24 protein-coding genes are annotated in these 23,434 nt (G+C 44.4%); 13 read left to right on the top strand and 11 right to left on the bottom strand.

The features are described 5' to 3' along the window. Window positions 1-514: 514 nt before the first annotated feature. The 12 genes from ABDV94_RS14110 (at window position 515) to ABDV94_RS14055 (ending at window position 10,426) form a co-directional block, all read left to right on the top strand. A complete protein-coding gene (locus tag ABDV94_RS14110; RefSeq protein WP_343747844.1) occupies window positions 515-1,330 on the top strand; it encodes a hypothetical protein in 816 nt (271 codons plus the stop codon). 205 nt (window positions 1,331-1,535) lie between these two features. Further along, window positions 1,536-2,330, top strand: a complete 795-nt coding sequence (bamD, locus tag ABDV94_RS14105) for an outer membrane protein assembly factor BamD (protein WP_343747843.1) — start codon at window positions 1,536-1,538, stop codon at window positions 2,328-2,330. 12 nt (window positions 2,331-2,342) lie between these two features. Then, window positions 2,343-2,660, top strand: a complete 318-nt coding sequence (locus ABDV94_RS14100) for a DNA-directed RNA polymerase subunit omega (protein WP_309280362.1) — start codon at window positions 2,343-2,345, stop codon at window positions 2,658-2,660. Between the two features lie 10 nt (window positions 2,661-2,670). Then, a complete protein-coding gene (gene coaBC, locus ABDV94_RS14095) occupies window positions 2,671-3,873 on the top strand; it encodes a bifunctional phosphopantothenoylcysteine decarboxylase/phosphopantothenate--cysteine ligase CoaBC (RefSeq protein WP_343747842.1) in 1,203 nt (400 codons plus the stop codon). Further along, a complete protein-coding gene (locus ABDV94_RS14090; protein WP_343747841.1) occupies window positions 3,866-4,765 on the top strand; it encodes a DUF4835 family protein in 900 nt (299 codons plus the stop codon). Before coaBC ends, ABDV94_RS14090 begins: the two co-directional genes overlap by 8 nt. Further along, window positions 4,765-6,414 carry a DNA repair protein RecN gene (gene recN, locus ABDV94_RS14085; RefSeq protein ID WP_343747840.1) on the top strand — a complete coding sequence of 550 codons (1,650 nt, stop codon included), beginning with the start codon at window positions 4,765-4,767 and terminating at the stop codon, window positions 6,412-6,414. The genes ABDV94_RS14090 and recN overlap by 1 nt, the downstream gene beginning before the upstream one ends. Window positions 6,415-6,579: 165 nt before the next feature. Then, window positions 6,580-6,942, top strand: a complete 363-nt coding sequence (locus ABDV94_RS14080) for a DUF4377 domain-containing protein (protein WP_343747839.1) — start codon at window positions 6,580-6,582, stop codon at window positions 6,940-6,942. Window positions 6,943-6,970: 28 nt separating this feature from the next. Beyond that, complete coding sequence (locus ABDV94_RS14075) at window positions 6,971-7,408, top strand: DUF423 domain-containing protein (RefSeq protein ID WP_343747838.1); 438 nt, start codon at window positions 6,971-6,973, stop codon at window positions 7,406-7,408. Continuing rightward, the gene (locus tag ABDV94_RS14070; protein WP_343747837.1) at window positions 7,405-8,181 is read left to right on the top strand and encodes an MBL fold metallo-hydrolase; all 777 of its coding nucleotides are present in this window, start codon (window positions 7,405-7,407) and stop codon (window positions 8,179-8,181) included. Before ABDV94_RS14075 ends, ABDV94_RS14070 begins: the two co-directional genes overlap by 4 nt. Window positions 8,182-8,299: 118 nt before the next feature. Next, the gene (locus ABDV94_RS14065) at window positions 8,300-9,109 is read left to right on the top strand and encodes an SDR family oxidoreductase (protein WP_343747836.1); all 810 of its coding nucleotides are present in this window, start codon (window positions 8,300-8,302) and stop codon (window positions 9,107-9,109) included. A gap of 145 nt (window positions 9,110-9,254) precedes the next feature. Continuing rightward, window positions 9,255-9,884: an outer membrane beta-barrel protein gene (locus tag ABDV94_RS14060; RefSeq protein ID WP_343747835.1), complete on the top strand. Its 630-nt coding sequence runs from the start codon at window positions 9,255-9,257 to the stop codon at window positions 9,882-9,884. Beyond that, window positions 9,863-10,426, top strand: a complete 564-nt coding sequence (locus tag ABDV94_RS14055) for a hypothetical protein (RefSeq protein ID WP_343747834.1) — start codon at window positions 9,863-9,865, stop codon at window positions 10,424-10,426. Before ABDV94_RS14060 ends, ABDV94_RS14055 begins: the two co-directional genes overlap by 22 nt. Window positions 10,427-10,517: 91 nt before the next feature. On the opposite strand, the gene ABDV94_RS14050 is transcribed toward ABDV94_RS14055, so the two are convergent. Next, a complete protein-coding gene (locus tag ABDV94_RS14050; RefSeq protein WP_343747833.1) occupies window positions 10,518-11,450 on the bottom strand; it encodes a hypothetical protein in 933 nt (310 codons plus the stop codon). An 82-nt stretch (window positions 11,451-11,532) separates the two neighbouring features. Here ABDV94_RS14050 and ABDV94_RS14045 point away from each other — a divergent pair, with 82 nt between their 5' ends. Beyond that, window positions 11,533-12,510 (top strand): hypothetical protein, encoded by a 978-nt coding sequence (locus ABDV94_RS14045; protein ID WP_343747832.1) that lies wholly within the window; start codon window positions 11,533-11,535, stop codon window positions 12,508-12,510. A 1-nt stretch (window position 12,511) separates the two neighbouring features. On the opposite strand, the gene ABDV94_RS14040 is transcribed toward ABDV94_RS14045, so the two are convergent. The 10 genes from ABDV94_RS14040 to ABDV94_RS13995 form a co-directional block, all read right to left on the bottom strand. Continuing rightward, on the bottom strand, window positions 12,512-13,279 hold the full coding sequence (locus tag ABDV94_RS14040; RefSeq protein WP_343747831.1) for a YdcF family protein: 768 nt from the start codon (window positions 13,277-13,279) through the stop codon (window positions 12,512-12,514). A gap of 85 nt (window positions 13,280-13,364) precedes the next feature. After that, complete coding sequence (locus tag ABDV94_RS14035) at window positions 13,365-15,314, bottom strand: gliding motility-associated C-terminal domain-containing protein (protein ID WP_343747830.1); 1,950 nt, start codon at window positions 15,312-15,314, stop codon at window positions 13,365-13,367. 7 nt (window positions 15,315-15,321) lie between these two features. Beyond that, window positions 15,322-15,783: a hypothetical protein gene (locus ABDV94_RS14030; RefSeq protein ID WP_343747829.1), complete on the bottom strand. Its 462-nt coding sequence runs from the start codon at window positions 15,781-15,783 to the stop codon at window positions 15,322-15,324. Between the two features lie 167 nt (window positions 15,784-15,950). Next, the gene (locus tag ABDV94_RS14025) at window positions 15,951-16,871 is read right to left on the bottom strand and encodes a TIGR01777 family oxidoreductase (protein ID WP_343747828.1); all 921 of its coding nucleotides are present in this window, start codon (window positions 16,869-16,871) and stop codon (window positions 15,951-15,953) included. A gap of 9 nt (window positions 16,872-16,880) precedes the next feature. Continuing rightward, window positions 16,881-17,708, bottom strand: coding sequence for a hypothetical protein (locus tag ABDV94_RS14020; protein ID WP_343747827.1), 828 nt, complete (start codon window positions 17,706-17,708; stop codon window positions 16,881-16,883). 69 nt (window positions 17,709-17,777) lie between these two features. Then, window positions 17,778-18,275 (bottom strand): transcriptional regulator, encoded by a 498-nt coding sequence (locus ABDV94_RS14015; RefSeq protein ID WP_343747826.1) that lies wholly within the window; start codon window positions 18,273-18,275, stop codon window positions 17,778-17,780. A 236-nt stretch (window positions 18,276-18,511) separates the two neighbouring features. Next, a complete protein-coding gene (locus tag ABDV94_RS14010) occupies window positions 18,512-19,495 on the bottom strand; it encodes a T9SS type A sorting domain-containing protein (protein WP_343747825.1) in 984 nt (327 codons plus the stop codon). Beyond that, the gene (locus ABDV94_RS14005) at window positions 19,488-20,546 is read right to left on the bottom strand and encodes a YncE family protein (protein ID WP_343747824.1); all 1,059 of its coding nucleotides are present in this window, start codon (window positions 20,544-20,546) and stop codon (window positions 19,488-19,490) included. The genes ABDV94_RS14010 and ABDV94_RS14005 overlap by 8 nt, the downstream gene beginning before the upstream one ends. Further along, window positions 20,536-22,470: a TonB-dependent receptor plug domain-containing protein gene (locus ABDV94_RS14000; RefSeq protein WP_343747823.1), complete on the bottom strand. Its 1,935-nt coding sequence runs from the start codon at window positions 22,468-22,470 to the stop codon at window positions 20,536-20,538. Before ABDV94_RS14000 ends, ABDV94_RS14005 begins: the two co-directional genes overlap by 11 nt. Then, window positions 22,471-23,430, bottom strand: a complete 960-nt coding sequence (locus ABDV94_RS13995; RefSeq protein WP_343747822.1) for a DUF4465 domain-containing protein — start codon at window positions 23,428-23,430, stop codon at window positions 22,471-22,473. It abuts the gene before it with no gap. Window positions 23,431-23,434: the final 4 nt, after the last annotated feature.

Here is a 23,434-nt window from a genome sequence, read left to right as displayed (position 1 = left end):
GGGGCTTTTTTGTTTCTATGCGGTAAAGGAATAAACGACAGAGGTACATCGCACACCTGGAACATGTAACCAAATGATCATTCATCTGCGAAATCCGCGTGAAATTATTAAACCGCATAGATACATAGAACACATAGTCGCCAGACTCAATAAACCGTAAAGGTGCAAAGCACGTAAAGAGTGATTAATTGCAACTTCATTCGAAAAAGCGCAACCCGATAAGGTGTTAAACAATGAGTATCTGCGCTCTCGTTCGATTGGGTTCATTAAAGTTCTGCGGGAAATTAGTGACCACGTAGAGAATGTAATCTAAGCAATGCATCCGCGTTCCTCTGCGGGAAACAAGAAAACTCTCTGGTTTTTAGTAGTGTTTAAACTTTATATATAAGTTATTGATATTCATTTTGTTAAATCTAAATCAATAAACCACATAATCAACTAAAAACACCGTATTAAATTTTCCCTAAGAGTGTTAAAAATTTGCGGGATCAAAGTGATTTGTCTAAATTGCTATATGTCCTGTAACTATAGAATCGTTTTAGTCACTGATGGAGGTTCTGACGCCTTGCTCGTCCCGATTGTCGGGTTAAGTGCCCTTTCGCGTCGAATTCACGCCGTTGATATCGATCGTTCCCTTTACAATTGGATCGATTTGGTAGTCGCATCAGGAGACAGTGTGTTGTTGGCAAGTTTACTGGCAAAACACCAGATTTCCCTTATTGAGGAACTGGGTGCACTCGAAAAATTATTGAAATACCAGAACAACGGCTACAGCAAAGAAATGGTTTCCCGTTTGTTTGATGAAGACGATACCTTGTTCTCACTGCGGAAACATTTCCTGTTTCTGACCTACGACGTGGATTCGGATGAATTGTTCCAGTTTTCCGACAGCAGACCTACCCAGCAGTCCATCAAACTGGATTCTGTTTTGAAAGCATGTATGGGAAATCCGAACGAGCAGCAATTCATTAAATTGGGCTACAGACGCCTGATGAATGCGAGTCAGTTTGCACCGAACCCGATTTTGCAGGCCATGCACTATGCGGATTGCCTGTACCAGGAAGATTCGGTCGTTATTGTAAGCATCGGTTCCGGGAAACACAGTGATTCTGATCTTGAACAACAATTCTCCGAACAGGCACGACTCGAATTCGAGCAGCAGGTGCGCAATCACAAAAAGTGGCACTACTTCCGGTTCAACCCCGAATTTGAACGGGATGATTCGATGGAAACCAAAATAGAGAAGACCCGTACGTATTTTGAAGACGAAGCGCCGAATATGGACCGCTTGCTTCACCTGATGGAAATTAAATCCGGAAAACTGGTTTGATCAAGTTGACCAAGTTAAAAGGGAGAAGTTAAAATTGAAAAGGTTCTTAATTTGCTAATTCATAGTGACCAATTGAAAAACTGGCAGACATCTGTTTTTTAACTGTTACATTTTCACTTCTCAATGAGTCTTGATTTTGTTAAGATTTCTCAAACAATATTTTCCGTAAGCTTGCCGTTATGCTATTTCTCCTATTTTTGTCATCATGAAATGGACTTTCTTAATTCTTACTATCCTGTCACTTGCGAGCTGTGGTTCGTATAACCGTATTCTGAAATCAGATGATTACGAAGCGAAATTCACAGAAGCCAACCGGCTTTACGATGCTGAAAAGTATGAAAGATGTGTTGCGCTTTACGAGCAGGTTTACCAGAGAAGTCCGAGAACGCCACAGGGAGAAGTTGCATTTTACCGTTTAGGGAAAGCTTGTTTTGAAGTAGAAGACTGGTATTTGGCAAGTTATTACCTGAGTGCATTTGAATCCAAATTCCCATATTCCCCGAAAGCAGAAGAAACGATGTTCCTTTCTGCATTGTGTTCCGTTCAGAATAGCCCGGAAGCGTCATTGGATCAGCATGAAACAGAAGTTGCTTTGAATGATTTACAGTTCTTCGTTTCCCGTTATCCGAACTCCGATTACCTGGATACGTGTAATGCGATCATGGACAAGCTGCGTTATAAGCTGGAAACGAAAGAGATGCTGAATGTACGCTTGTATTCCAAAACAGAAAACTACCGTGCGGCAGTGGTTAGCTCAGAAGCGTTCCTCGATAATTATCCGCGTTCAAGCTACCGGGAAGAAGCCTGGGTTATTTTGATCCGCAATTCATTTCATTTAGCGCTGAATAGTGTGGATTCAAAAATCGAAGATCGAATTGATAAAACGATCGAACGATTTAATGTTTTTCTTGTAGAATTTCCAAATTCAGACTATCTTCGCGAATTCGAAGGGTATATGGAACGATTGAAAAAGATTGATATTCCCGCATCTAACAAGTAAATAAAAAGAAGAATGAGCTTCAAAAACAACAATGCTGAGCGTTCAACTGTAACGCGTGATACAATTGATTTGGAACAAGGTACAGGTAATATCTATGAATCAATTGTAGTATTGTCCAAAAGAGCAAATCAAATCAGCTCTTCAATGAAAGAAGAATTGACTGCTAAATTGCAGGAGTTTGCTTCATCAACAGATAATTTGGAAGAGATTTTTGAAAACCGCGAGCAGATTGAAATCTCCCGCTTCTACGAAAAACTTCCGAAGCCGGTTGCGGTTGCAATCGAAGAGTTGAAAGAAGGACAAATCTATACGAGAAAAAACCAAGAGTAAATAAACTCCTATGTCTTTAGAAGGAAAACGGATTCTGGTCGGTGTAACTGGCGGAATCGCAGCTTATAAAATGGCGACCTTCGTGAGATTGTTAAAGAAACAAGGGGCAGAAGTCAGATGTATGATGACTCCTGCCTCTTCTGATTTTATCACACCGCTAACCCTGTCAACCTTGTCCGGATCTCCCGTCGGGATAGACTTCTACAACCCGAAAACAGGCGAATGGACCAACCACGTGGAATGGGCGCTCTGGGCAGATGTGATGATCTTTGCTCCCGTTACGGCAAGTTCCCTCGCTAAAATGGCACACGGTTTCTCCGATAATTTCCTGATGGCAACGTATCTGAGTGCGAAATGTCCGGTATTTGTTGCTCCTGCAATGGATTTGGATATGTATCAGCACCCGACTACCAAAGCAAATCTCGATCGTTTGGAATCTTTCGGCTACACGGTGATCCCGGCTGAAAGCGGTTTCCTTGCCAGCGGACTGGAAGGGCAGGGAAGAATGGCTGAACCGGAAGTATTGCTGCGATACCTGCAGGATCACTTTCAGTACGATGCGCGTTTTTCCGGAAAAACAATCGTGATTACCGCGGGGCCAACCTACGAAGCCATCGATCCGGTGCGCTTTATCGGGAATCATTCTTCAGGGAAAATGGGCTTTTCACTGGCTGAAGCCGCTGCATCGAAAGGAGCAGAAGTGATTTTGGTGAGCGGACCGACTCATTTGAAAACATCCCATGAAAAGATTCGTGTAGTTCGTGTGACTTCGGCGTTGCAGATGCTGGAGGCGGTTCAACACCATTGGGATCAGGTTGATTGGGGAATTTTTGCCTCTGCTGTTGCAGATTACCGGCCAACAGTGGCAGCCGATCAAAAAATAAAGAAAACAGCAGAAACCCTGCACATCGACCTGGAGAAAAACCCGGACATTCTCTCCTGGGCTTCGGCAAACAGAACGGCACAGAAAGTAGTCGGATTTGCGCTGGAAACCCAGAACGGACTGGAATATGCGCAGGGGAAGCTTGAAAAGAAGAAACTGGATGCAATCGTACTCAATGAAATGGGCGAACCGGGGGTAGGCTTCGGAACCGACACGAATTCAGTTAAATTAATCTTTAAAAGCAATAAAATACGTAGCTTTGAGTTACAGTCAAAACAAGAACTGGCTTTCTCGTTGTTGAATGAATTGATGAATAATTTATATGAATAAAATTCTGTCTCTTTTATTTTTAATGCTCTTAACCAAAGGCTACTCACAGGAATTGAACTGCCAGGTTACGATCGTGACGAACATTAAAACGGAGGTTACTTCGGCTGAAAAGGAATTGTTTGACCAAATCAAGCAGGTGGTAACCGATTTGATGAACAACACGAAATGGACCGAAGAGAAATTCAAGGTGGAAGAACGTATCAACTGCCAGTTGCAGCTGCAGATCAATACCATCAACAACGGAGATTTTACCGGTTCCATCCAGGTGCAGTCGAGCCGCCCGGTGTATAACTCTTCCTACAACACGACCTTGTTTAATTTCCAGGACGATAACCTCGAATTTACCTATTCGCGTAACACGGTTGTATTGTATGCAAAAAATCAGTTCAGGGATAATTTATCGTCGATATTGGCATTTTACGCCTATTACATCATTGCATTGGATTTCGATTCATTCTCGCTTCAGGGGGGAACGAAGTATTTCCAGGAAGCGCAGCAGATTGTATCCAACGCACAGACTTCTTCCGGGAAAGGATGGAAATCCAGCGAAACAGGAAAGAAAAACCGATACTGGCTGGTGGAAAATGCCATGCAACAGTTGTTTGAGCCGCTGAGAGAATGCTATTATGAATATCACCGTTTGGGGATGGATCACTTGTACGATAAGCCAGACGTGGCAAAACAAGCCATTTACACCGCTTTGGATAAATTGTCTAAAATTGCTTCTGCACGACCGAACTCGATCAATATCATCAATTTTGCATACTGTAAAATGAATGAGTTGAAGAACTTATATGCAACGGCGAAGCCTGAAGAAAAAACGCAGATCGTTACTGTTCTGAAGAAGTTAGATCCTGCAAATTCCAGCAAATACGAGGAAATCCTGAACTGATGCTGAAATCTCTTTCTGTTCAAAATTTTGCATTAATTGAGCATGTTTCCCTGGATTTTCATAAGGGACTGCATGTGATTACGGGTGAAACCGGTTCCGGGAAATCCATTTTACTGGGAGCCTTGAACCTGATTTTGGGAGAGCGATCGGATTTTTCCGTGATCCGTAACCCGGAAAAGAAAACGGTGGTAGAAGCTGTTTTTGAACTGAATGCCCATTTCAAAGAATGGTTTGGAGAACAAGATATCGACTGGGAAACGGAAACGGTGATCCGCAGAGAAATTACCAGCCAGGGAAAATCCCGCTCGTTTATCAACGACACGCCTGTTCAATTGAGCCAGCTGAAGGAACTCACCGAACAATTGGTATACATTCACTCCCAGCACGAAACGCTGGAAATCAAAAAAACGAAATTCCAGTTTGATTTACTGGATGCCTACGGCGATGGATTGGAACTGGCAGGCAAGGTGTCGCGCCTTTTCCAGCAGATTCAGCGTTTGCGCGTTTCCAGGGAACAAATGGAGCAGGCCAAGTCCGGGCAGTTGCAGGAGTTGGATTATATCCGTTTCCAGCTGAATGAACTGGAACAACTCGATCTCGATAAAGTGAATTACGAAAGCCTGGAGCAGGATTTTTCGAAACTTTCACGGATTGATGATCTGAAAGAAGCCTATGCTTCCGTCATGGCGGCAATCGACCAGGAAAACGGGGCAACGGATATTCTTAGAAGACTGAAGTCGCATATCGATAAATGGAAAAGTGCAGATCCCGATCTGGAAACGATTTCCACGCGCCTGAACGACGTGATTGTCGAATTGGGTGATATTTCCCGTGATTCGGACAGGCAGTTGAACCTGTTGGAGGGAGATCCGGAAACCCTTTTTCGCCTGACTCAATCGCTGGATGAATACAATAAAATTTTAGGAAAACACCACGTTTCAACCCAGGACGAATTGATCATTTACCGCGATTCCCTGAGTGAAAAAGTGAATGCTTTTACATTCTCCGACGAACGCATTGCCGAACTCACGTTGGAAATTGAAGCGAAGGAAAAAGAATTGAAACAGCTTTCGGATGAATTGTATAACAAGCGTTCGAAGGTGATTCCTAAACTGGAAGTTTACCTGCTCAATCTGTTGAGTGAGATGAAAATGGAGCATTCCCGTTTCCAGATTGTGCTGAACAAACTGGAGAAAGCAGATGCTAACGGTGGAATGACGATCCAGATCCTGTTCTCAGCCAACAAAGGATTGGAGTTGAAACCGATTGAACGTGCGGCGAGCGGGGGGGAGCTATCACGCGTCATGCTGGCAATCCAGCTGGTGATGAGCGAAAAAAAATCCCTGCCGACTTTGATTTTGGACGAAATCGATACGGGAGTTTCCGGAGAAGTGGCCCTGAGAATGGGAAAACTGCTGAAGGAAATGGGGAAGCATTTGCAAGTATTTGCGATTACACATTTGCCGCAAGTGGCTGCGAAAGGAGATTTCCATTTCGAAGTTTCAAAATCGCACGAAAACAGTCAGACAATTTCCCGCATTGAACAGTTGAATGAAGCACAACGGATCGAAGCACTTGCCAAACTCATTTCCGGTGAACAGGTAACCGATTTGGCGCGTTCTTCTGCTATACAACTAATTGAGAATTAATAATGGAGAATTGAAAAGACAGGAATTTCTCACTTTATCCCTTTTAACTTTTCAGTTCACTCTTCTCAATTATACATTCTCAATGTTCCATTTTAGTTAATTATCTAACAAACAAACAACCTTCAACCTTTCTTTCCGTATCTTTATCAGATAAATTCAGAGATTATGTTCAAGATTTTGTGCTTAGCCATTTCGTTGACCGGTTCGTATACAGGAACAGAAACAATTCAGGCGGAACAACAGGTGACTGCTGCCAGATCGGGCGAAACGATCAAAATGCGCGTGAGCGGGCAGTTGGTGAATTGTTCTCAAAATGCACAGGAAACCAAAAAATGTTATTCCGTGCAGAAAGGTGCAACCATCGGGATGGACAGCTGGGAAGTATTGCAGCAGGAAATTGAAGGATTTCACTTCGAAGCAGGTTATACCTATGATCTGATTGTAAAGATCGAATTCCAGGAAGGCAAGACGGGATCGGATCGTTTTAAATACTCATTGGTTCAAATTATTTCCAAAATCAAGGAATAGGAACGACTTTTTCCCTATCTTTAAATTTATGGAGAGGAAATGGATCATTACCGGATTAATTCTGATTATTCTGGCAATTGTATTTGGAGCTTTCGGAGCACACGGATTGAAAACATTGTTGAATCATCACGTTGTTTTTGGATCCTCAGACATGACAGAACAACGTCAGGATATTCTTGCATCTTTTGATACGGCAACCAAATACCAGTTTTTCCAGGGACTTGGATTCCTCATCATTCCATCAATCAATACGCGTTTCAAGATTCAGAGCAAAACCATTTTTTTGCTGATGATTCTGGGTACCATCTTTTTTTCCGGAAGTATCTACGGACTTACAGCGTGTAAAATCCACGGGTTTGAATCATTGAAAAAGGCTTTTGGCCCGGTTACTCCAATCGGGGGTACCTTGATGATCATCGCCTGGATTTTAGTATTAATCCGTGTAATCAGATACCGTCCGTCATGAATTTTTCCGTTACAGTGCTTGGGTCGGGAACGTCTCAGGGGATTCCTGTGATTGCCTGTGATTGCCATGTGTGTACTTCTCCGGATCCGAAAGACAACCGTTTGCGTTGTTCGGTTCTGATCGAGATCGGGGGACGCAACCTGGTGATTGATGCCGGCCCGGATTTCCGTCAGCAGATGCTGCGTTTTAAAGTGAAAAGCCTGGAAGCAGTATTGTTTACACACGAACACAAGGATCACATGGCAGGTCTGGATGACGTGCGTGCGTTCAATTTCATCGATAACCGCGACATGGATATTTACTGTTCCACGGCGGTAGAAACGGCTCTGAGAAGAGAATATCATTATGCTTTCTCAGAAGAAAAATATCCCGGAATTCCACAGCTGAACCTGATTCATATCGAAAACAAGCCGTTCCGCGTTTCGGGAGATATTCCTGTCACTCCGGTTGAAGTGATGCATTATTTCATGCCGGTGTTCGGTTTCCGGATCGCTGATTTTGCCTATATCACGGATGCCAAGACGGTCAGTTCGGAGGAAATTGCAAAACTGAAAGGCGTAAAAGTGTTGATCGTGAATGCCTTGCGGAAAGAACCGCATATTTCGCATTTCAACCTGGAAGAAGCACTGGATTTTATCCGCGAAGTGAAGCCCGAAAAAGCGTATTTGACACACATTTCACACCTGTTCGGAACACACGAAGAGATTGAAAAAGAACTGCCTCCGAACGTTTTTGCAGCGTATGACGGACTGAAACTGAATTTCCGGGATTAAATCGCTTTGAAGGGGAAACCCTTATTCTTTTGTCTTTCAACAGATTTCAGTACTGGCGCGGAAATATTCCTTGGAAGCTTGAAATTAAATTCTAAATTTGTCCTCAAATCAAATGATTATGTCAAAATTATTGGAAGGAAAACGTGGGATCATTACCGGAGCATTGGATCAGAATTCAATTGCCTGGAAAGTTGCTGAAAAAGCGCATGAACACGGTGCTACTTTTGTTTTAACGAATGCTCCGATCGCTATGCGAATGGGAGAAATAAATGAATTGGCTGAAAAAACAAGTTCAAAGATTATTCCTGCCGATGCTACAAATATGGACGACCTGAAAAAACTGTTTACAGAGGCTCAGGAAGTGTTAGGTGGTAAAATCGACTTTGTACTGCATTCCATCGGAATGAGCGTGAATATCCGTAAAAAAATCCCGTATCAGGACCTGAACTACGATTTCTACCAAAAAGGAATCGATGTTTCCGCTTTGTCTCTGCATAAAATGCTTTCAGTTGCTAAGAACATGGATGCAATCAACGAGTGGGGAAGTGTGGTAGCGCTGACGTATGCAGCTGCTCAGAGAACTTATCCGTTCTACACGGATATGGCGGACATCAAGGCAATGCTGGAGTCTATCGCAAGAAGTTTCGGATATCACTATGGTTTGGAGAAAAAAGTACGTGTGAATACCGTATCTCAGTCTCCGACTAAAACAACTGCTGGTTCAGGAATCAAAGGTTTCGGAGATTTCTACGACTATGCTGATGCAATCGCTCCGCTTGGAAACGCAAGTGCTGAAGATTGTGCAAACTACTGTATCTCGTTGTTCTCTGATCTGACCCGTATGGTGACGATGCAGAACCTGTACCACGACGGAGGTTACTCCACAACAGGAATCAGCGATGCTGTAATGGAGAAATTCGGACTTTAATTTCCGGAAGAAATAAAACGAAAATAAAAAACCAGGAGGGGACGCGATACATCGCGTCCCCTCTTGGTTTATACAGCATCGCGTCCCCTTTTTAGTTTCATACTAATTACTACATTTACAACGTTACTACAAGAAATAACCTAGTATGAAAAAAGGATGCCTGTTATTACTGATCAGCTTGTCCTGTTCGGCATTTGCACAAGAGCTGAACATCAGGGGCGGAAGAGGCGGTTTGCTTTCTGTCGGACAACGCAGCACGTTAAGTTTATTCAACGGAGATCATGAACGCCCCGCAGTGGGATTGGGAGGACAATTTCGCCTCCAGTTATCCGACCGCGTAAATACCGAATGGTTCATGGATTATCTGCCGGCAACCAATCAATACACCCGCAGAAATGATTTGCACATCGGTTGGAGCGTGATGTTCTACCTGTTGCCGAATCCGACTCCGAAAGTACAGCCATACATCCTGGCAGGACATTGCTTCGACCGGACATTGCAAACCGAACTGGCTAACCGGAGTAACAAGATTGACCGCTGGAGCAGTGCCGTTCAGGGTGGTTTGGGAGTTCATTTCAATTTAACTCCCCGCTTCGATGTGTCGCTTTCTTCCCAGTACATGATTCATTTGGGAACAGACATTCATTCCCATGTGGAAGAAAACGGAAGCGTGCATTTCGAACAGCACAAAGGTGGCTCGCTGGAAGGGCATTTGCTGACATCACTTACGTTGAACTATAAACTTGCTGACCTATGGAAATCAAAAAGAAAATAAGTGCATTGATCCTTGTTTTTACTGCTGTTTCGTTCTTGTCAGCGGCACAGCTCATTGCAGACGGTGAACGTGCAGGATTACTGCAGGCTACAGCGAGTATTTATCCTTCCCGGCAGTTGAACACGAAAGGGTTGAACCTGTATTTGGGCGGCTATATGAATTATCACCTGGATGACAAGTACAGTTTTCGTGGAGATATTTACCAGTTTATCGGTGCTCAGACGAAGCCGGGGTATGTGAATGATCATTTACAGGTACAGGCAGGTTTCATGCGTTATTTCCCGGTCAAAAGACTGGATCCGTTTGTTGGTTTGCAGGTTGGTTTTTCAGCGATTCAGACCAATGAACGCAGCGAACGGATTTACAACTCGGCTTTTGCGGTAAAAGCAGGACTGAATTACCACGTTTACAAGTTTTTCTACTTCTTCCTGGAATGTCAGTACATGCATCAGACGGATCCGTGGCATGCGCGCCCACTGGATCAGTTTATGGGAACCGGCGGACTGGGATTCCAGCTTCCAATCAAGAATATCCGGCAGTAAATAAGGGAGGATTGTGATTGATTTCAAAAGTTCAAAAGTTCAAATTGAGTTTAAAGGCCTTTGACCCGTTTAACTTTTTGAACGCTTTTGATTATCCTCCCCAGTCGCAGTTTTGTTCCGGATCGGAGCAGTTGAATTGAAGTGCCGGATCTTCTTTGTCCCGGTCAATTTTCTGACGTAAATCGAGGATTTCCTGTGCTTCATCGTATGCGAGGTATTTTCCTTTCAGGATTTTGTCGAGTTCAGCCATTACTGCAGCTTTCGGGAACATGTAAATGCGGTGTTTCATATCTTCGATCACGCGCTCCCGGAGCTGGATCAGGTCTTTTTTGAAGAGGTTGCTTTGCTGGATCGCCTGGAACGATTCTTCGAGGAAAAGTGCATTGTTGCCATCTCCCAGCAGTGAACCGCCGCCATAATCCCAGGTGCGTTCAAAGAAATTGAGCCACGACGGATCGTGTCGGGCATTTTCTCCTTCAGCCATCATTTTCAGTTTCACGAACGCATCATCTGCTTTTCCTTTGGTGTAAGCTGCCAGTTTTTGCAGATCGGTAAAGCTGTATTCCATCACAAATTCGGAGCATTCGGCTTCGCAGGAAGCACGCAGGGCAAAGGTCTTATCGATAAAACGCATGGCTTCCATCGCGTTGTAGGCATCATCCGGGAATTTGGTATAGAGGTCGTTTTCGATGGTTTCAAACAATGGTTTTCCGTTGTGATAAACGCGCGCAAAATCGTTGTCTGTTTTAACAGAAGCCAGTGCATCCACGTATGCCTTGATTTGGTTCACCGTTTTCTTCGGAAGGAGTTTCGACAGTTTAGCGATCTGTGGAGCTGTCAACGGATACACCACGCCGTTGTGTTTAACCGTATCGGCAGGAACTTCGGGTGTTTCTTTTGTTACAGCCGGATCTTCAGAATTTTCCTTCTTTCCGGAGTCTCCGGACTGATTTTCAGGGGTGTTCGAACCACCGCACGAGAAGCAGAGAAAAGCGATCAAAATGCTGTAGAGTAACTGTTTCATGGATCTGTCGTTAACTTCAAACTAAAATAACATTATTTTTAAGTCGGATATCATAAAATAACACTTCAAACGTTAGAATGGAATGATAAAACAGGTCAGATCGTTTTTTCTGGTACTCCTTTGCACAGTGATGTTTGTTCCTTCCTATGCAGGAAACGAGCAGGCTGATTTCTTTATTCTCGATTCCTGGGTAAGCGGTTTTATTTCCGGTTTGGCGAAAAACAAGGAAAAACGCTGGAAAAATGCCTGGAAACGTGCGAATCAAAGTGCAAAAAATGACCTGAGAATCTGGGGTGGTTTGTTTGTTTCCGATACCAACCAGACATCCGGGAAGCGTTTCCTGGAAGTCGGGTCGCGGTTTACCTACCAGGGACCTCAAACGGGAATCGGTTTTTTCATGGCACATTTCTACAACACGGTGTTGTGCCGGGTGAATTCCGTGAGCTACCCCAATGGGAGTACGCTTCTGAATATGAATGTACGCTGGACGGGAATTTGCTTCGGGAATTACATCCTGACCAAAAAATCCAGTGCTCCTGATCCGGACAACCGCATTTTTCAACATGAATACGGTCATTACCTGCAAAGCAGACGTATGGGATTTGCTTACCTGGTTCGCGTAGGACTTCCTGCCATCATGAGCAAGGGAAACCACGATGAACACCCGGTGGAAGTGGACTGCAACAGGGAAGCTTTCCTGTATTTCAATCACATCAGCCCGTCATTCCAGAATGATTCGGCGTATTACGATAAAAAAGGCTGGGATTTCCTGTATAACCCGTTTCCGGATACAATCGGAGTGCGAAAAACAACCATCAACGGACATAGCGCGTTTCAATACCTGAACTACCGGGATTCGATTGATCGAAAGCATGTAGACGGATTAAAGGTAAAAGCCAAATGGTTTGATTACACCGGCTGGATTGCTTTTCCTGCTCCGGCAATTATTGGAGTTTGTAATGCGGCTAAATACAACAAGTATGCGAAAATGAAAGAAGCTATGCAGGCAGCCGAACTGGAATTAATGACCCCTGAATCGAAACCCAAAGTAACGCAGTAGGCTAGATTTTTCCTGTAATGTCATAAGCCACGTAACCAATCATTTCTTTCAGAAGCCCGTGCCACTCGGTCATGGTACTCACATCCGGAATCAGCATTTCATCAAACGTATAGGAACGTTTCGGACCGGTATACAAGTCGGTGGAGTAGGTGTCGCACGTGATTCCTAGTTTCTCAAAGCACGCACGCGAACGGCGCATGTGTTTCCCGGATGTAACCAGCAGAATGGAGTGTGATCCGGGAAAGAGTTTATCCAGGATTTTTTTCGATTCAACGGCGTTTTCGTAGGTGTTTTTCGATTTCGTTTCGGTAATGATCACGTGTTCCGGAATTCCCCAGTGAACCAATACTTCTTTCAGCTGAGTTGCTTCGTGAAGGCCCTTGTCGATCAGGTAGCCGTGGTCTCCGGTAATCAGGATCCGGTTGATCTTTCCTGCTTTGTAGAGTGAGATCGTTTGCCAGATGCGGTCAATCCCTCTTCGTGCACTGAGTACTTTCAAATCGTTATTGTATTCTGCCATTCCGGTTAAAACAACGGCTACATCGTGGTGTTTCACCGCTGAAGGTGGAGTTCCGAATACTTCCCATTGCCTGCAAAATTCCTTGAAAACAAACGTATTGCTGAAAAACAATGCAATAAAAATAGCCGCATACTTTGCCCTTTTTGCCCGGAGTGCTTTTTTGGAGAAGAAAGCAAAGTACAAAGCAACCAGTAGCCACGTAAACGGGCTGATGGTAAACAACAAAATTTTCGAAAGGATAAAAAACATCGGTTTCTCAATCAATGGGAATAAGTCAAAAATAAAAAAAGCGCTTGAAACTATTCAAGCGCTTTTTCATATTTCTATTGAGAGATTATCGGATCAAATGTACAAATGTTTGACCTTCAACTTGTTTGTCTCCTTTGATGGATGTGATTTTGTAAGTCACAAAGTACACTCCGTCTGCGGATAATACACCGTTTACTTTACCATCCCATTTCGGATTCAAACCTGAACCACTGAATACCGGGTTCCCCCAACGGTTCACAATCTGGAACTCGATATTGGAGTAATTTGTTACTGTGAATTCGAAGAAATCGTTTTCACCGTCACCGTTCGGAGTAAAGATGTTCGGAACGTTAAAGATCGGCTGAGGATAGCTACAAGAACCATCGTTCGCAACTGCATTCGGATCGTAGTTTACTGCCATCGGGTCTGTACAACCACATGTTTGAACTGTTACGCTTACATAGGTTGTATCTGAACAGTTACTGTCGTCATATGCAATCAGCATAATCTGTGCGTCTCCGGAGTAAGTATGGTTCTGAGTACTCAGATCGTTTACGTTTAATGTGTTTCCGTCACCGAAATCCCAGTGGTAATGTGTTGCATTCTGGCTGTTGTTTTCAAAAGCCACATTGAACGGAGCACAACCTGCCAATGGATTTGCACTGATCATGGCTGTTGGAGGGTTCTTGATATTGATCTGGACACTATCTCTGTCTGTACATACATCATCCGAAACCATGAAGTAGTACCACCCCGGTGAACGGTTTGTCCAAACGGTAGAGTTTACAAAGCTCGGGTTCGTTGCACCCGGACCATGCCAGGAATACATCGGTTGGTTGTTTACAGCCGTAATACCTGAAACGTAAGCCACTACCGCACCATCATTCAGACAGGCGCTGGCATCGTATGGAATGAGCGAGTCGATATTGAGGAGTTTATTGACTATGAGAATCACACTATCCTGTCTGGTGAAGCCACAACCATCACTAATGGTCACATGATAGGTAATGGTATCATGTTCTGCACCTCCGGTCGATAAACTTTGCGGGTTATTCGTACTTGGAATATCAGTCCAGTTTACAGAGTATGGAGGAATTGATCCTGAAATATTTGTAACCTGAACGGAAGGATTCGTTGTCGGACAGTAAGAATATGCGTAATCCTGCAGGTTGTAGTTCAATACATCGTGGTACAGGTGGATGGTAACCGGCAGGGAAGTACACTGGTAGTTTCCTGCTGTATCGTATACATCACACGTAAATGTTGTATCTCCGTAAGGAACTACCCAGTAGTTTGTGGTATCTCCCATTCCGTTACTCCAGTCAAGCACAGCTGTAGATCCGCAAGGTGCTCCTGATGCGTTGATGAAAATGTTATCCAATCCCCAGTTATCACAACATCCTCCCGAAGAAGTAGGCTGATACCAGCGGAATTGGGTGTTGCTTGTCTGAGCGCCCGGAGGAATCTGGATATTATAGGTATTCCATGTGGTGAAAGCCGTTGGACCGAATGCCACACTCGTTGTTCCTGTCAGGATCGTCGGAGAAGTGGTTCCGTCCGGAACATAGTAAATGATCGTGATCCAGGTTGCCCCACCGTCGTTACTGTATTGAAGAGCAACTCCTTCGTTCAACTGATCCGGTCCTTCACATGGAGATGCACCACCCTGAACGGAATAAACCATATCGAATGAAATGTAACCACCACAGCTGATATCGAAAGCAGCAGTTGTGATATTCGGAACTCCCGTAGATGTGGAGGCCCAGTAATAGGGTGTATTGGAAGGGTTTGCACCACATGGAGCAGAGAACGTGGAAGCTCCACCTGCTGACCATCCCGGAGGCAATACCGATCCGTTGAAGTTAAAAGACTGGTTACTGTTGATCAGGTTTGCAGTTGCAACAACGTGTACCGAATCACCCGGACAGATCGTTGTATCTGACGGCGTAATGGTAATGGAACAAAGGTTAGTTTGTCCGAAAGCACTAAATGAACCAATTAATGCTACGAAAAGAGAACGTACTAAATGCTTCATAATCTGATTAATTGATAATTAAATTTTCGATAGCTATTGAAGTCAGTTTCCAGGAAGTGAATTTGTTGTTCGGGTTGTACACCATGATCGATGTCGGGCAATTTCCCGAATCGTATCTTCCCTCCACGGTTTGATTTGCAGGGACTTCAACAGGTTTGCGTGCTTCCTGAGCGTTGTTACAATTGTTACAGCCCTCGTTGTAGTGAGCTGCCAGGTTGTAAAGCAGCTTCACCGGTTTGTTATTGGTATTTTCCAACTTCACCAAAACAAACGTAAAAGGTTCTTTACCTTCATAAACTGTTGCTTTTTCTTCTTTCAGGTAGAACTTAACTCCTTTGACTTCTTTGAAGAAAGTCCATTCGGAGGTAATGGATTCTGCCGGAATTCTTTCCTGGGAGAAAGACCGTCCCGCGAATAGGAAAAAACCAATCAGGAATAGTGTTAATTTGACTGAAACATGTGATTTCATAAATCTCAAAATTTGATTCTTTTAAATGAAACGAAATAATTAATTTATACGTTGCATGAAGGTAGAACTATTTTGAAAAAATGTTGGCGTAATATGAAAAAGGAATTAAAATATAATGAATTTTATAGCATTTGTTAAAAAGCCGGAAACACTGGGAGAAGCAGAGCTTATTTCTGTAAATCACTCAAACATAACTCAATGGAAGGGAATTGAAACCGGAAACCAAGACCGGTCAATTTTTCGGGTTGGATAAACCTGCTTTTTAAAATTAATTCTTTTTCTGTCCCGATAAAAATTGCCCCGGCAGTCAGCATCCATTCGGGCTGATTGAGGTAAAAGGAAATTCCGAGACTTTTCCGGAGTTCGCGTTGAAAGTTGCTGTTGGTTACGGGATTCGGACTGCCCACGTTGTAAATACCGTTCGCCCGGTTGTTTTGAAAGAGAAACCACAGTGCTTCACAAAAATCGGTGACGTGAATCCAGCTGATTTGTTGATTTCCTTTGCCCATTTTGCCTCCCAGACCGAAACGTGCCAGTTTCTTCAATACCGGGTACACACCACCTTCTTTTCCCAAAACGATAGTGGTTCGAAGCAGGATTTGACGAAGAGGAAGGTCTTTGAACGCAAAAAACTGCTTTTCCCAGGCTTTGCAGACATTGACAGAAAATCCTTTCCCGATGATTCCGTCTGTTTCCGTGTTCGGACGCTCCAGGCTGTGCTCGTAAATCGTGGCACTTGCGGCGTTGATCCAGCAAGTGGGCTTGACCACACACTCTTCAATGGCTTCCCCGATGATGCGGGTGCTGTCGAGACGGGATGAAAAGATGGCTGCTTTATTTTGCTGGTTGTAACGGCAGTTGACAGATTTTCCGGCGAGATTGACAACCAGTTCGGCATCTTCCAATTCTTCCGTCCACAAACCAAGCGTTTTTCCATCCCATTGAACGTGTTTGAATGTGGCGGGAAGATCTTTAATCGGTGATCTGGAAACAGCAGTCAGTTGATAATCCGGGTGATTTTTAGCGACATAATCGATGAGTGCTCTCCCGATAAAACCGTTTGCGGCGAATAAGACAATCTTTTTCATGGTAAAAATTTAAAGTTGAAATACGAGGGGATAAATGAGAATTCTGAAAACGATCCAGCTCAAACAGAGTCTCAGAGACCAGTCTTTGAGCTGAACCCTTCTTTTGTGTTCATAAAACATAAAGCAGAGCACGATTCCGAAACTAACCGCGCTGAGCAGAGCTGTTGGAATTCCGGGAATGCTACATACCTGGATCAGCAGTCCGAATCCCCATAACAGCAAGGAACCCAGAAAAGAAACAAAGGCAAGGTGTCCGAGATAGTCGTACAGGTTTTTCTGTTTGAAGAACCAAAAGCAGATACTTTGAAAGCCCAGTTGCAGGATTAGCAGCATCCAGTCGCTGACAGGGGTTGCATTCAGATACCCGGAAAAGAACAGCGGAAAATACCAGTGAGTAATCCGGGAAGTGATGCATGTAATCAGTGCGATGAACAGAAAACGCCATAAAATAGATCGGGAAGGTTCGCAGGCACAGGCAATGGCTTGTTTGGGAGCAGGAGCTACAATTTTTCGGTTGTAGGTAATGAGCTGGTAGAGAAGCCGCAGGAGGTAGTTGACCGGTTTGAATCTCCCAATGATCGGAATCAGTTTAAAACGCTGTCCGAGAATGAGTAACAGGCTGTCAATTCCGTAACTAACCTGGTTGGTTCGGTGGTCGATGCAGGCAATTTTGTTTTGTGCCAGTTCCGGGTCGACCACCTGTTTCAATCGATCGATGTGGGTAGAGTAGGAGATGCGTCCTTCTGGATTCAGAAAACCATATTGAACGAATTTAGCTGTGTACCAGCGGCATAAAGGACAATCTTCGTCATACAAAAGTGAGAGTTGAGTTTCCATAATTCTATATTTTTCTATTAATTCAAAACTTTCAATATTTTTTGAAAATAAAGATCAAAAAAATAGCAATCACTTGAACAGGTTCAAAATACGTCCGAAGAAAACGTGTTCATCTGCTTTCATCAGGGTACTTGAAAGCGAATCCAGTCGTGTCACCAAACGTTCAATGTTTTCAATGGTTGCAACAAAGGAAATGGATTCGTAGGACTGTTCCACCTTTTTCAATTCAGCCAGGTGCTGCTGCAGCGGTTCGAGTTCCCTGCGCTTGCGTTCCTTCACAATGCGTTTGGCAACTTCCCACATGTCTTTTTCAGCCCGGAAATACTCTTTGCGGTCACCGGGAATACTTTCTTTGTAAATCAGGTTCCAGTTGGTCAGCTCCCGGATGTTCATATTGGCATTTCCGCGTGAAATAGAGAGTTTGTCCATGATGTCCTCCGTACACAACGAATTGTCGCTAACGATCAACAGGGCATGAACCTGTGCCATCGAGCGATTGATCCCCCATTGTGTACCGAAGTTTCCCCAGGTTTGAATGAATTGCTGTTTGGCTTGTTCTAATTCCATGAATCAAATATATACAATATTTTCAATAATAATTGAAAACTGTAATAAATTTATTTCAAGGGGATTAAGTTCGTGTGTTTTTGGATATTTCAGGAAAATGCTGCCGAGGTATGCCGTTTTTAAGCAGTGCGATGGATCTGCTTTGGTAAGTCTGTGAGAAGGTTCAAAGGGTTCAAAAATTCAATACTAAAATGGAATACTTTCACTTTTGAACCCTTTGTACGTTTCAACTTGGATCAATAAACACGCATCACGCTCACAACGTGTGTTTTTTCTCCCTGGGAAATGAGCATATTGTACATCCCCGGAGCAATGTCCTGTAATGAAATTGTGGATTGATCCAGGTGAGAATAGGTTTCCAGCAAGCGCCCGTCTGCGGTGTAAAGACGCAGAACCGCCGGCCCCTGCAAATCGATGCGGATCGTTTCTTTCGCCGGATTCGGATAAGCGGATACGTTGAGTAACTGCTGTTCTTTTAAGCCAAGCGTTCCGTTGATCACCCCGATTGCTTCCAGGTCAAATCCTCCCGATTCGAACGGAGTTGGGAAAGGATCGTTGATAATCGTTCCGTATTGGTCTGTTGTGTAGTGACTTCCGGAAATTGCCCCGATCGCATCAATAATACGGACATATTGAACTGCATTTTTATCGAGGTTAGGATCGTTTGGAAGTTCGCTCAAATCGAATGGTGTTCCGTAACCTACGCGGTATTTTCCGGCCAGGTTATTCACCATCCGGCAGTCGGAAAAAGAAGCATTTCCCAGTTGGGAATCCAGCGGAACTTCCGTGGTGGATGGGAAACGGAAAAAATGAACGCCGTCCGAACTCACTTCCACGTGAGCCAGTTCGATGTAATTGTCTGTAAATCCGTTTTCGAACACCGCAAAATCGTAGCCCGGTCCATCCATAATGAATTGATCGAACGAAAGGGTTGCTACGCCGCTGTCGCCCAACGAAACAACGTCGACAGTACTCCCGGTTGCCGGACCCAATGCCAGGTTCAGGTTTCCAAAACTTGCCCGGTTGGTTCCGCTTGCTTCAGCAGTTGTGTCGGAAATGTTGATATAACCCCGTGTGATTGTTCCACCGGTAGCCCAGGAAACAAAACAGGAACTGTCTTTTTTAATCGCGTTTGAATTCGGATCTCCCGGAGAAGGGTGAAAACTTTGCGCATGTGAATACGCCGGGATTAAGAACAGGAAAAGGAATAATTTATTCATAAATCAGAATTTTACAGGGATTCAACCCCACATGATAACTCGTTTCGAACGTGCCGGTGCTGGAAAATACATGAACCTGTCCGGTAACGGTGTAGTTCTTTGCATCGAGGCAGTAAATTTTATTGGTGACGGAGGAATAACTCACTCCGTAAAGCGTCTGGATGCCGCTTGTCGGAACGTAAGCCGTATTAATCATCGTTTCGGATCCGGGATCGAAAAGTGCAATGCGTTTATCCCCGGAACTGAAATCGTGGTAGGAGATCAGGAATTGATTGTTGAAGGGCGAAATGCCCCCGGCGTCGAAATTGAAGGATTGTACTACCGAAAGCGTATTGGGGTTGATCCGGTGCATGCGCGACGGAATGGAGGCGTAATCACCGCGTGTAATCACGTAGACTTCTCCGCTCGGATCTGTTTGAACGGCTCCCGGGTTTTTTCCAACGGAAATGCGGGTAATTTCCTGTAAACTTCCCAAATCAATCACTGAAACGGTGCTGTCAACATTCGGGAAATTGAGTCCGCCGGAATTGGCTACAAATAGTTTTCCGTTACTCACCGCCAGTCCTTCCGGGTTTGCTCCCACGGGAATGCGGTTGGTAATCGTTAAGGAAGCTGTGTCGAGAACATCTACAAAACCGTCGTAACAGGTGATGTAGGCTTTCGAACCCGAAAAAGCAATGTAGCGCGGTTGTTTCGGTGTTCCGCCGGAAATCATGGAAATCTGGCTGATACTATTTCCTGTTGCTGCATCCAGGATTTCAACCGTACTGGAAACATTGACAATCACGTAGATTTTTCCGCCGTATTTTTTCATGTCGTTCCCGGTATCTCCCAACGAACGGTTTGTTTTTTGTTCGAAAAAATTGGAGGTGTAGGAATTCGAATCGAAATCGAACCAGCCCAGGGTGGAATTGTTTTGCTGAAACAGTCCTTCATTGAGCACCAGCATACCGTGTTGGAGCGTCTTCGGTGCATCCGGTTCCTGGGCTTTTTTCTTTTTACAACCGATTGCAAAAAGAACCAACAGTATCAAAAAGTAATTAGAGCGCATATTGAAGTCTGATATTGAAGTGAATACCCGGCATCACAAAGTAATTGATGTAGCTGTATTGCTTGTTTGTGATGTTATTCAGTGAAAAACGCAGGGTAAACTCGTTGTTTTTCAGGTGCTGTGAATAAGACGCGCCCAGATCGACCAGCAGGTACGGATCCAGCAGGTTGGACGGAATGTTTTGATTCAATGCATAGCGTTCGCCCATGTAGCTTGTCAGTACGAAGAACGAAATTCTCTTCCAGGAATAATCCAGTTCGATACTTCCGGAGTGTAGCGGAGAGTAGCTGAGAATATCCCGGTAAGTGGCTCCGTTCGGATCGCTTAAATCGGATGTGTATTGAAAGGTATAATTGATTCGCGCTCCCAGGGTGTGGCTGCGGATTTTTTTCTGAACGAGTTCGGTGAATTCAACACCGATGGCATCGGATTTCCCGATATTCTGGATGCTCCAGATAAATAAGTTCTTAGTGGGAATAGCCAGGATTTTATCGTAGACATACGAATAAAACGGCTGAATCATCGTTTGGGAAATTCCCTTTTTGAATGGCAATGAGAGTTCGTAGCGGATGGAGGCGATGTGTGCTTTTTCAGTGCGTAATTTGGTATTCCCGATTTGCTGGTAGTACAATTCGCTGAAAGTGGGTTGCCGGCAGGTGTAGCGGTATACCAGGCTGAGTTTATTCTTACTCCCGAGGTTGAATCCCCAGGAAAGTGCCGGAAGCAGGTTCCATTGACTTTTCAGAACGGTATCGCGTTTTTCAAAGATTCCCTGTGCCCCGATTTGAAGCAGGATTTTCCCGATTTTCTTCCATTCGAGTCCGAATACGCTTTCGGACGTGTTTCGATACGGATTTCCCACGAGGGATTTCCCCTTCAGGGTTTCTGAAATCAGGGAACTTCCGACCAGGAATTCGAGGTTTTCAGTAAGTGTATACGAAACCTGCGACTGGAAATCGAGTTGATCCGAATAAAAACGCTGGTCGAGATAACCGAGTGAATTCAGGTAGCTTGAATCGAGATATTGGAGGTTGTTTTTCTGGTAATTCACGGATGAAAACACATCCCACCGGTTCTTTTTGAAACGATGATTGAGTGCAGCATTCAGTCCGTAGCCGTTCAGGTATTGTGCGGCATTGCTATTGTAGAAAATCACGGCTCCGGCAAGTTCCTTGCGGTAATCGTTTCCGGATAAACGCAGTTGAAAACGGTGGTTTTGATTGGGAGTGAATTGCAGGGAAGCTGTTCCGAAATATTCCAGCAGGCTGTTGTTCTTGCGGCGTTCTTCGATGGTATTGTTCCCGTTCAGGTAGGAATAGGGATAGTTTCCGCCATAGGAACGAATTTTTCCCGTTATGGTACCAGCCCATTTGACGGATCGTTTTTGGAGCATCAGATAACCTTCGTATTGATCGAAAGATCCGAGTTGAGCGCCCAGGATGATTTTTTTCGGATTGTTTCCCGAATAGGAGTGAACGGATTCAACATTTACGACGACTCCGGCCAGTTTGGCGTGAATGGGAATCGCGGTGCGGGTAGGAGAAAGAGTAATTAACTCAAGCCGTTCGATGAAATCTGCGGGAAAAGCACTTAAATCTGCTTGTCCGCTTTGCGTCGTTGAAACCGAACTGAAATCCTGTACCAGTGCCGTATGTCCGGCTCCCAGACTTCGGAAACTAACGGTTTTCAGTCCGCCCACGTCTCCGTAGCTTTTGATCTGTAATCCGGGAAACAAACTCAGGATTTGTCCCAGGTCGTTGGCCAATTTATTCTGAATGCGGTCTTTGTCCAGTTCGATCTGCATGCTGTTGCTTCTGTCATTTCCCGAAGAAATTACCACTTCTTCAAGCGGTTTAACCTCCTGCCCGAATACCGAACAGGAGGTTGAAACTGCAATGGATAATATAGCTAACTGAAAATTCAATTAGATTTTGCTGATGCGTGTTCTTGCGATCCCTTTGGAACTGCTTGTTTCGATCAGGTATGTTCCTGCATGCGCACGGCTCAGGTCAATTTGCTGCGTTCCGTTTGTTGTTTGCTCCAGGATCAGTTCACCTGTCAGGCTGTATACTTTGATTGTTCCTGCTTCTGATTGAACAGTCAGGTTCCCGTTTGTAGGATTCGGGTAAATCTCCTGGCTTGCAAGGTTCAACGAGTTCACAGAAGCTGTTCCGTACTTCAGGTTATCCAAAGCAAAGTATGCCGGGGTGTTGATTCCGAATGAACTGACATCAGATGATTCCAATGCAAACTCCAGGAACTGAATTTCTCCAAGTGGAGTCAGGTCTACTGTTTCCCAGCTGTCTACGATGTAGTCTTCGCTGCTGTTTGCAAAACGGTAATCAGCCAGGTAGAAAATAACGGTATCCGTTACATTGCTTTGTGCATCTTTCCCGATGATCAATAATCGGAACCAGTCAGCACCGTTTGTTCCGTCCGGATTCCCCTGTGCGTTGTTTGGCGAACCGAATTGTTTTCCGAAAGAATCTCCGTTCAACATAGACAAAGCGGCGTAAGTAGTGTTGGTAATGGCGATGCTTTCCAATACTTTTTCCGTTCCGAAGTCGATGCTTCCATTGTAGTTAACCGCGTAGTTTGCACTTCCGTTTGCCCCGATTCCCGTGTAAGCAGAATAATCGTTGGTGTAGCCGGCAGTCGTTACGTCAGTTGAGTTGGAATAAATAAACCCGTTGGACCAGTAGTCCCACTGGCTGTCGTAGGTATTTTCAAAGAAAACTCCACCGGATGTAAATCCTCCCGACATGTCGGAACCCAACCATGCCGTGTCAGCTCCCGGAAGCGTTTTGTCTTCGAAATCGACGATTGTTTGTGCTTGTGTGTATTGGATACAGAATACACTAACTGCAAGTAGCATTTTTTTCATTGCT

The sequence above is a fragment of the Fluviicola sp. genome (assembly GCF_039596355.1).
Classification (GTDB): domain Bacteria; phylum Bacteroidota; class Bacteroidia; order Flavobacteriales_D; family Crocinitomicaceae; genus Fluviicola.
The sequence above is the reverse complement of the archived record's forward strand: the minus strand, read 5'-3'. Positions and strand labels throughout refer to the sequence as shown.

Excerpts from the sequence above, each read along its gene's own strand:
- ABDV94_RS14080 (WP_343747839.1), top strand. The coding sequence starts at position 6,580 with ATGTTCAAGATTTTGTGCTTAGCCATTTCGTTGACCGGTTCGTATACA.
- ABDV94_RS14050 (WP_343747833.1), bottom strand. The coding sequence starts at position 11,450 with ATGAAACAGTTACTCTACAGCATTTTGATCGCTTTTCTCTGCTTCTCG.
- ABDV94_RS14045 (WP_343747832.1), top strand. The coding sequence starts at position 11,533 with ATGATAAAACAGGTCAGATCGTTTTTTCTGGTACTCCTTTGCACAGTG.
- ABDV94_RS14040 (WP_343747831.1), bottom strand. The coding sequence starts at position 13,279 with ATGTTTTTTATCCTTTCGAAAATTTTGTTGTTTACCATCAGCCCGTTT.
- ABDV94_RS14010 (WP_343747825.1), bottom strand. The coding sequence starts at position 19,495 with ATGAATAAATTATTCCTTTTCCTGTTCTTAATCCCGGCGTATTCACAT.
- ABDV94_RS14025 (WP_343747828.1), bottom strand. The coding sequence starts at position 16,871 with ATGAAAAAGATTGTCTTATTCGCCGCAAACGGTTTTATCGGGAGAGCA.
- ABDV94_RS14065 (WP_343747836.1), top strand. The coding sequence starts at position 8,300 with ATGTCAAAATTATTGGAAGGAAAACGTGGGATCATTACCGGAGCATTG.
- ABDV94_RS14110 (WP_343747844.1), top strand. The coding sequence starts at position 515 with ATGTCCTGTAACTATAGAATCGTTTTAGTCACTGATGGAGGTTCTGAC.
- ABDV94_RS14060 (WP_343747835.1), top strand. The coding sequence starts at position 9,255 with ATGAAAAAAGGATGCCTGTTATTACTGATCAGCTTGTCCTGTTCGGCA.
- ABDV94_RS14055 (WP_343747834.1), top strand. The coding sequence starts at position 9,863 with ATGGAAATCAAAAAGAAAATAAGTGCATTGATCCTTGTTTTTACTGCT.
- coaBC (WP_343747842.1), top strand. The coding sequence starts at position 2,671 with ATGTCTTTAGAAGGAAAACGGATTCTGGTCGGTGTAACTGGCGGAATC.
- ABDV94_RS14090 (WP_343747841.1), top strand. The coding sequence starts at position 3,866 with ATGAATAAAATTCTGTCTCTTTTATTTTTAATGCTCTTAACCAAAGGC.
- recN (WP_343747840.1), top strand. The coding sequence starts at position 4,765 with ATGCTGAAATCTCTTTCTGTTCAAAATTTTGCATTAATTGAGCATGTT.
- ABDV94_RS13995 (WP_343747822.1), bottom strand. The coding sequence starts at position 23,430 with ATGAAAAAAATGCTACTTGCAGTTAGTGTATTCTGTATCCAATACACA.
- ABDV94_RS14015 (WP_343747826.1), bottom strand. The coding sequence starts at position 18,275 with ATGGAATTAGAACAAGCCAAACAGCAATTCATTCAAACCTGGGGAAAC.
- bamD (WP_343747843.1), top strand. The coding sequence starts at position 1,536 with ATGAAATGGACTTTCTTAATTCTTACTATCCTGTCACTTGCGAGCTGT.
- ABDV94_RS14075 (WP_343747838.1), top strand. The coding sequence starts at position 6,971 with ATGGAGAGGAAATGGATCATTACCGGATTAATTCTGATTATTCTGGCA.
- ABDV94_RS14030 (WP_343747829.1), bottom strand. The coding sequence starts at position 15,783 with ATGAAATCACATGTTTCAGTCAAATTAACACTATTCCTGATTGGTTTT.
- ABDV94_RS14020 (WP_343747827.1), bottom strand. The coding sequence starts at position 17,708 with ATGGAAACTCAACTCTCACTTTTGTATGACGAAGATTGTCCTTTATGC.
- ABDV94_RS14100 (WP_309280362.1), top strand. The coding sequence starts at position 2,343 with ATGAGCTTCAAAAACAACAATGCTGAGCGTTCAACTGTAACGCGTGAT.
- ABDV94_RS14070 (WP_343747837.1), top strand. The coding sequence starts at position 7,405 with ATGAATTTTTCCGTTACAGTGCTTGGGTCGGGAACGTCTCAGGGGATT.
- ABDV94_RS14035 (WP_343747830.1), bottom strand. The coding sequence starts at position 15,314 with ATGAAGCATTTAGTACGTTCTCTTTTCGTAGCATTAATTGGTTCATTT.
- ABDV94_RS14005 (WP_343747824.1), bottom strand. The coding sequence starts at position 20,546 with ATGCGCTCTAATTACTTTTTGATACTGTTGGTTCTTTTTGCAATCGGT.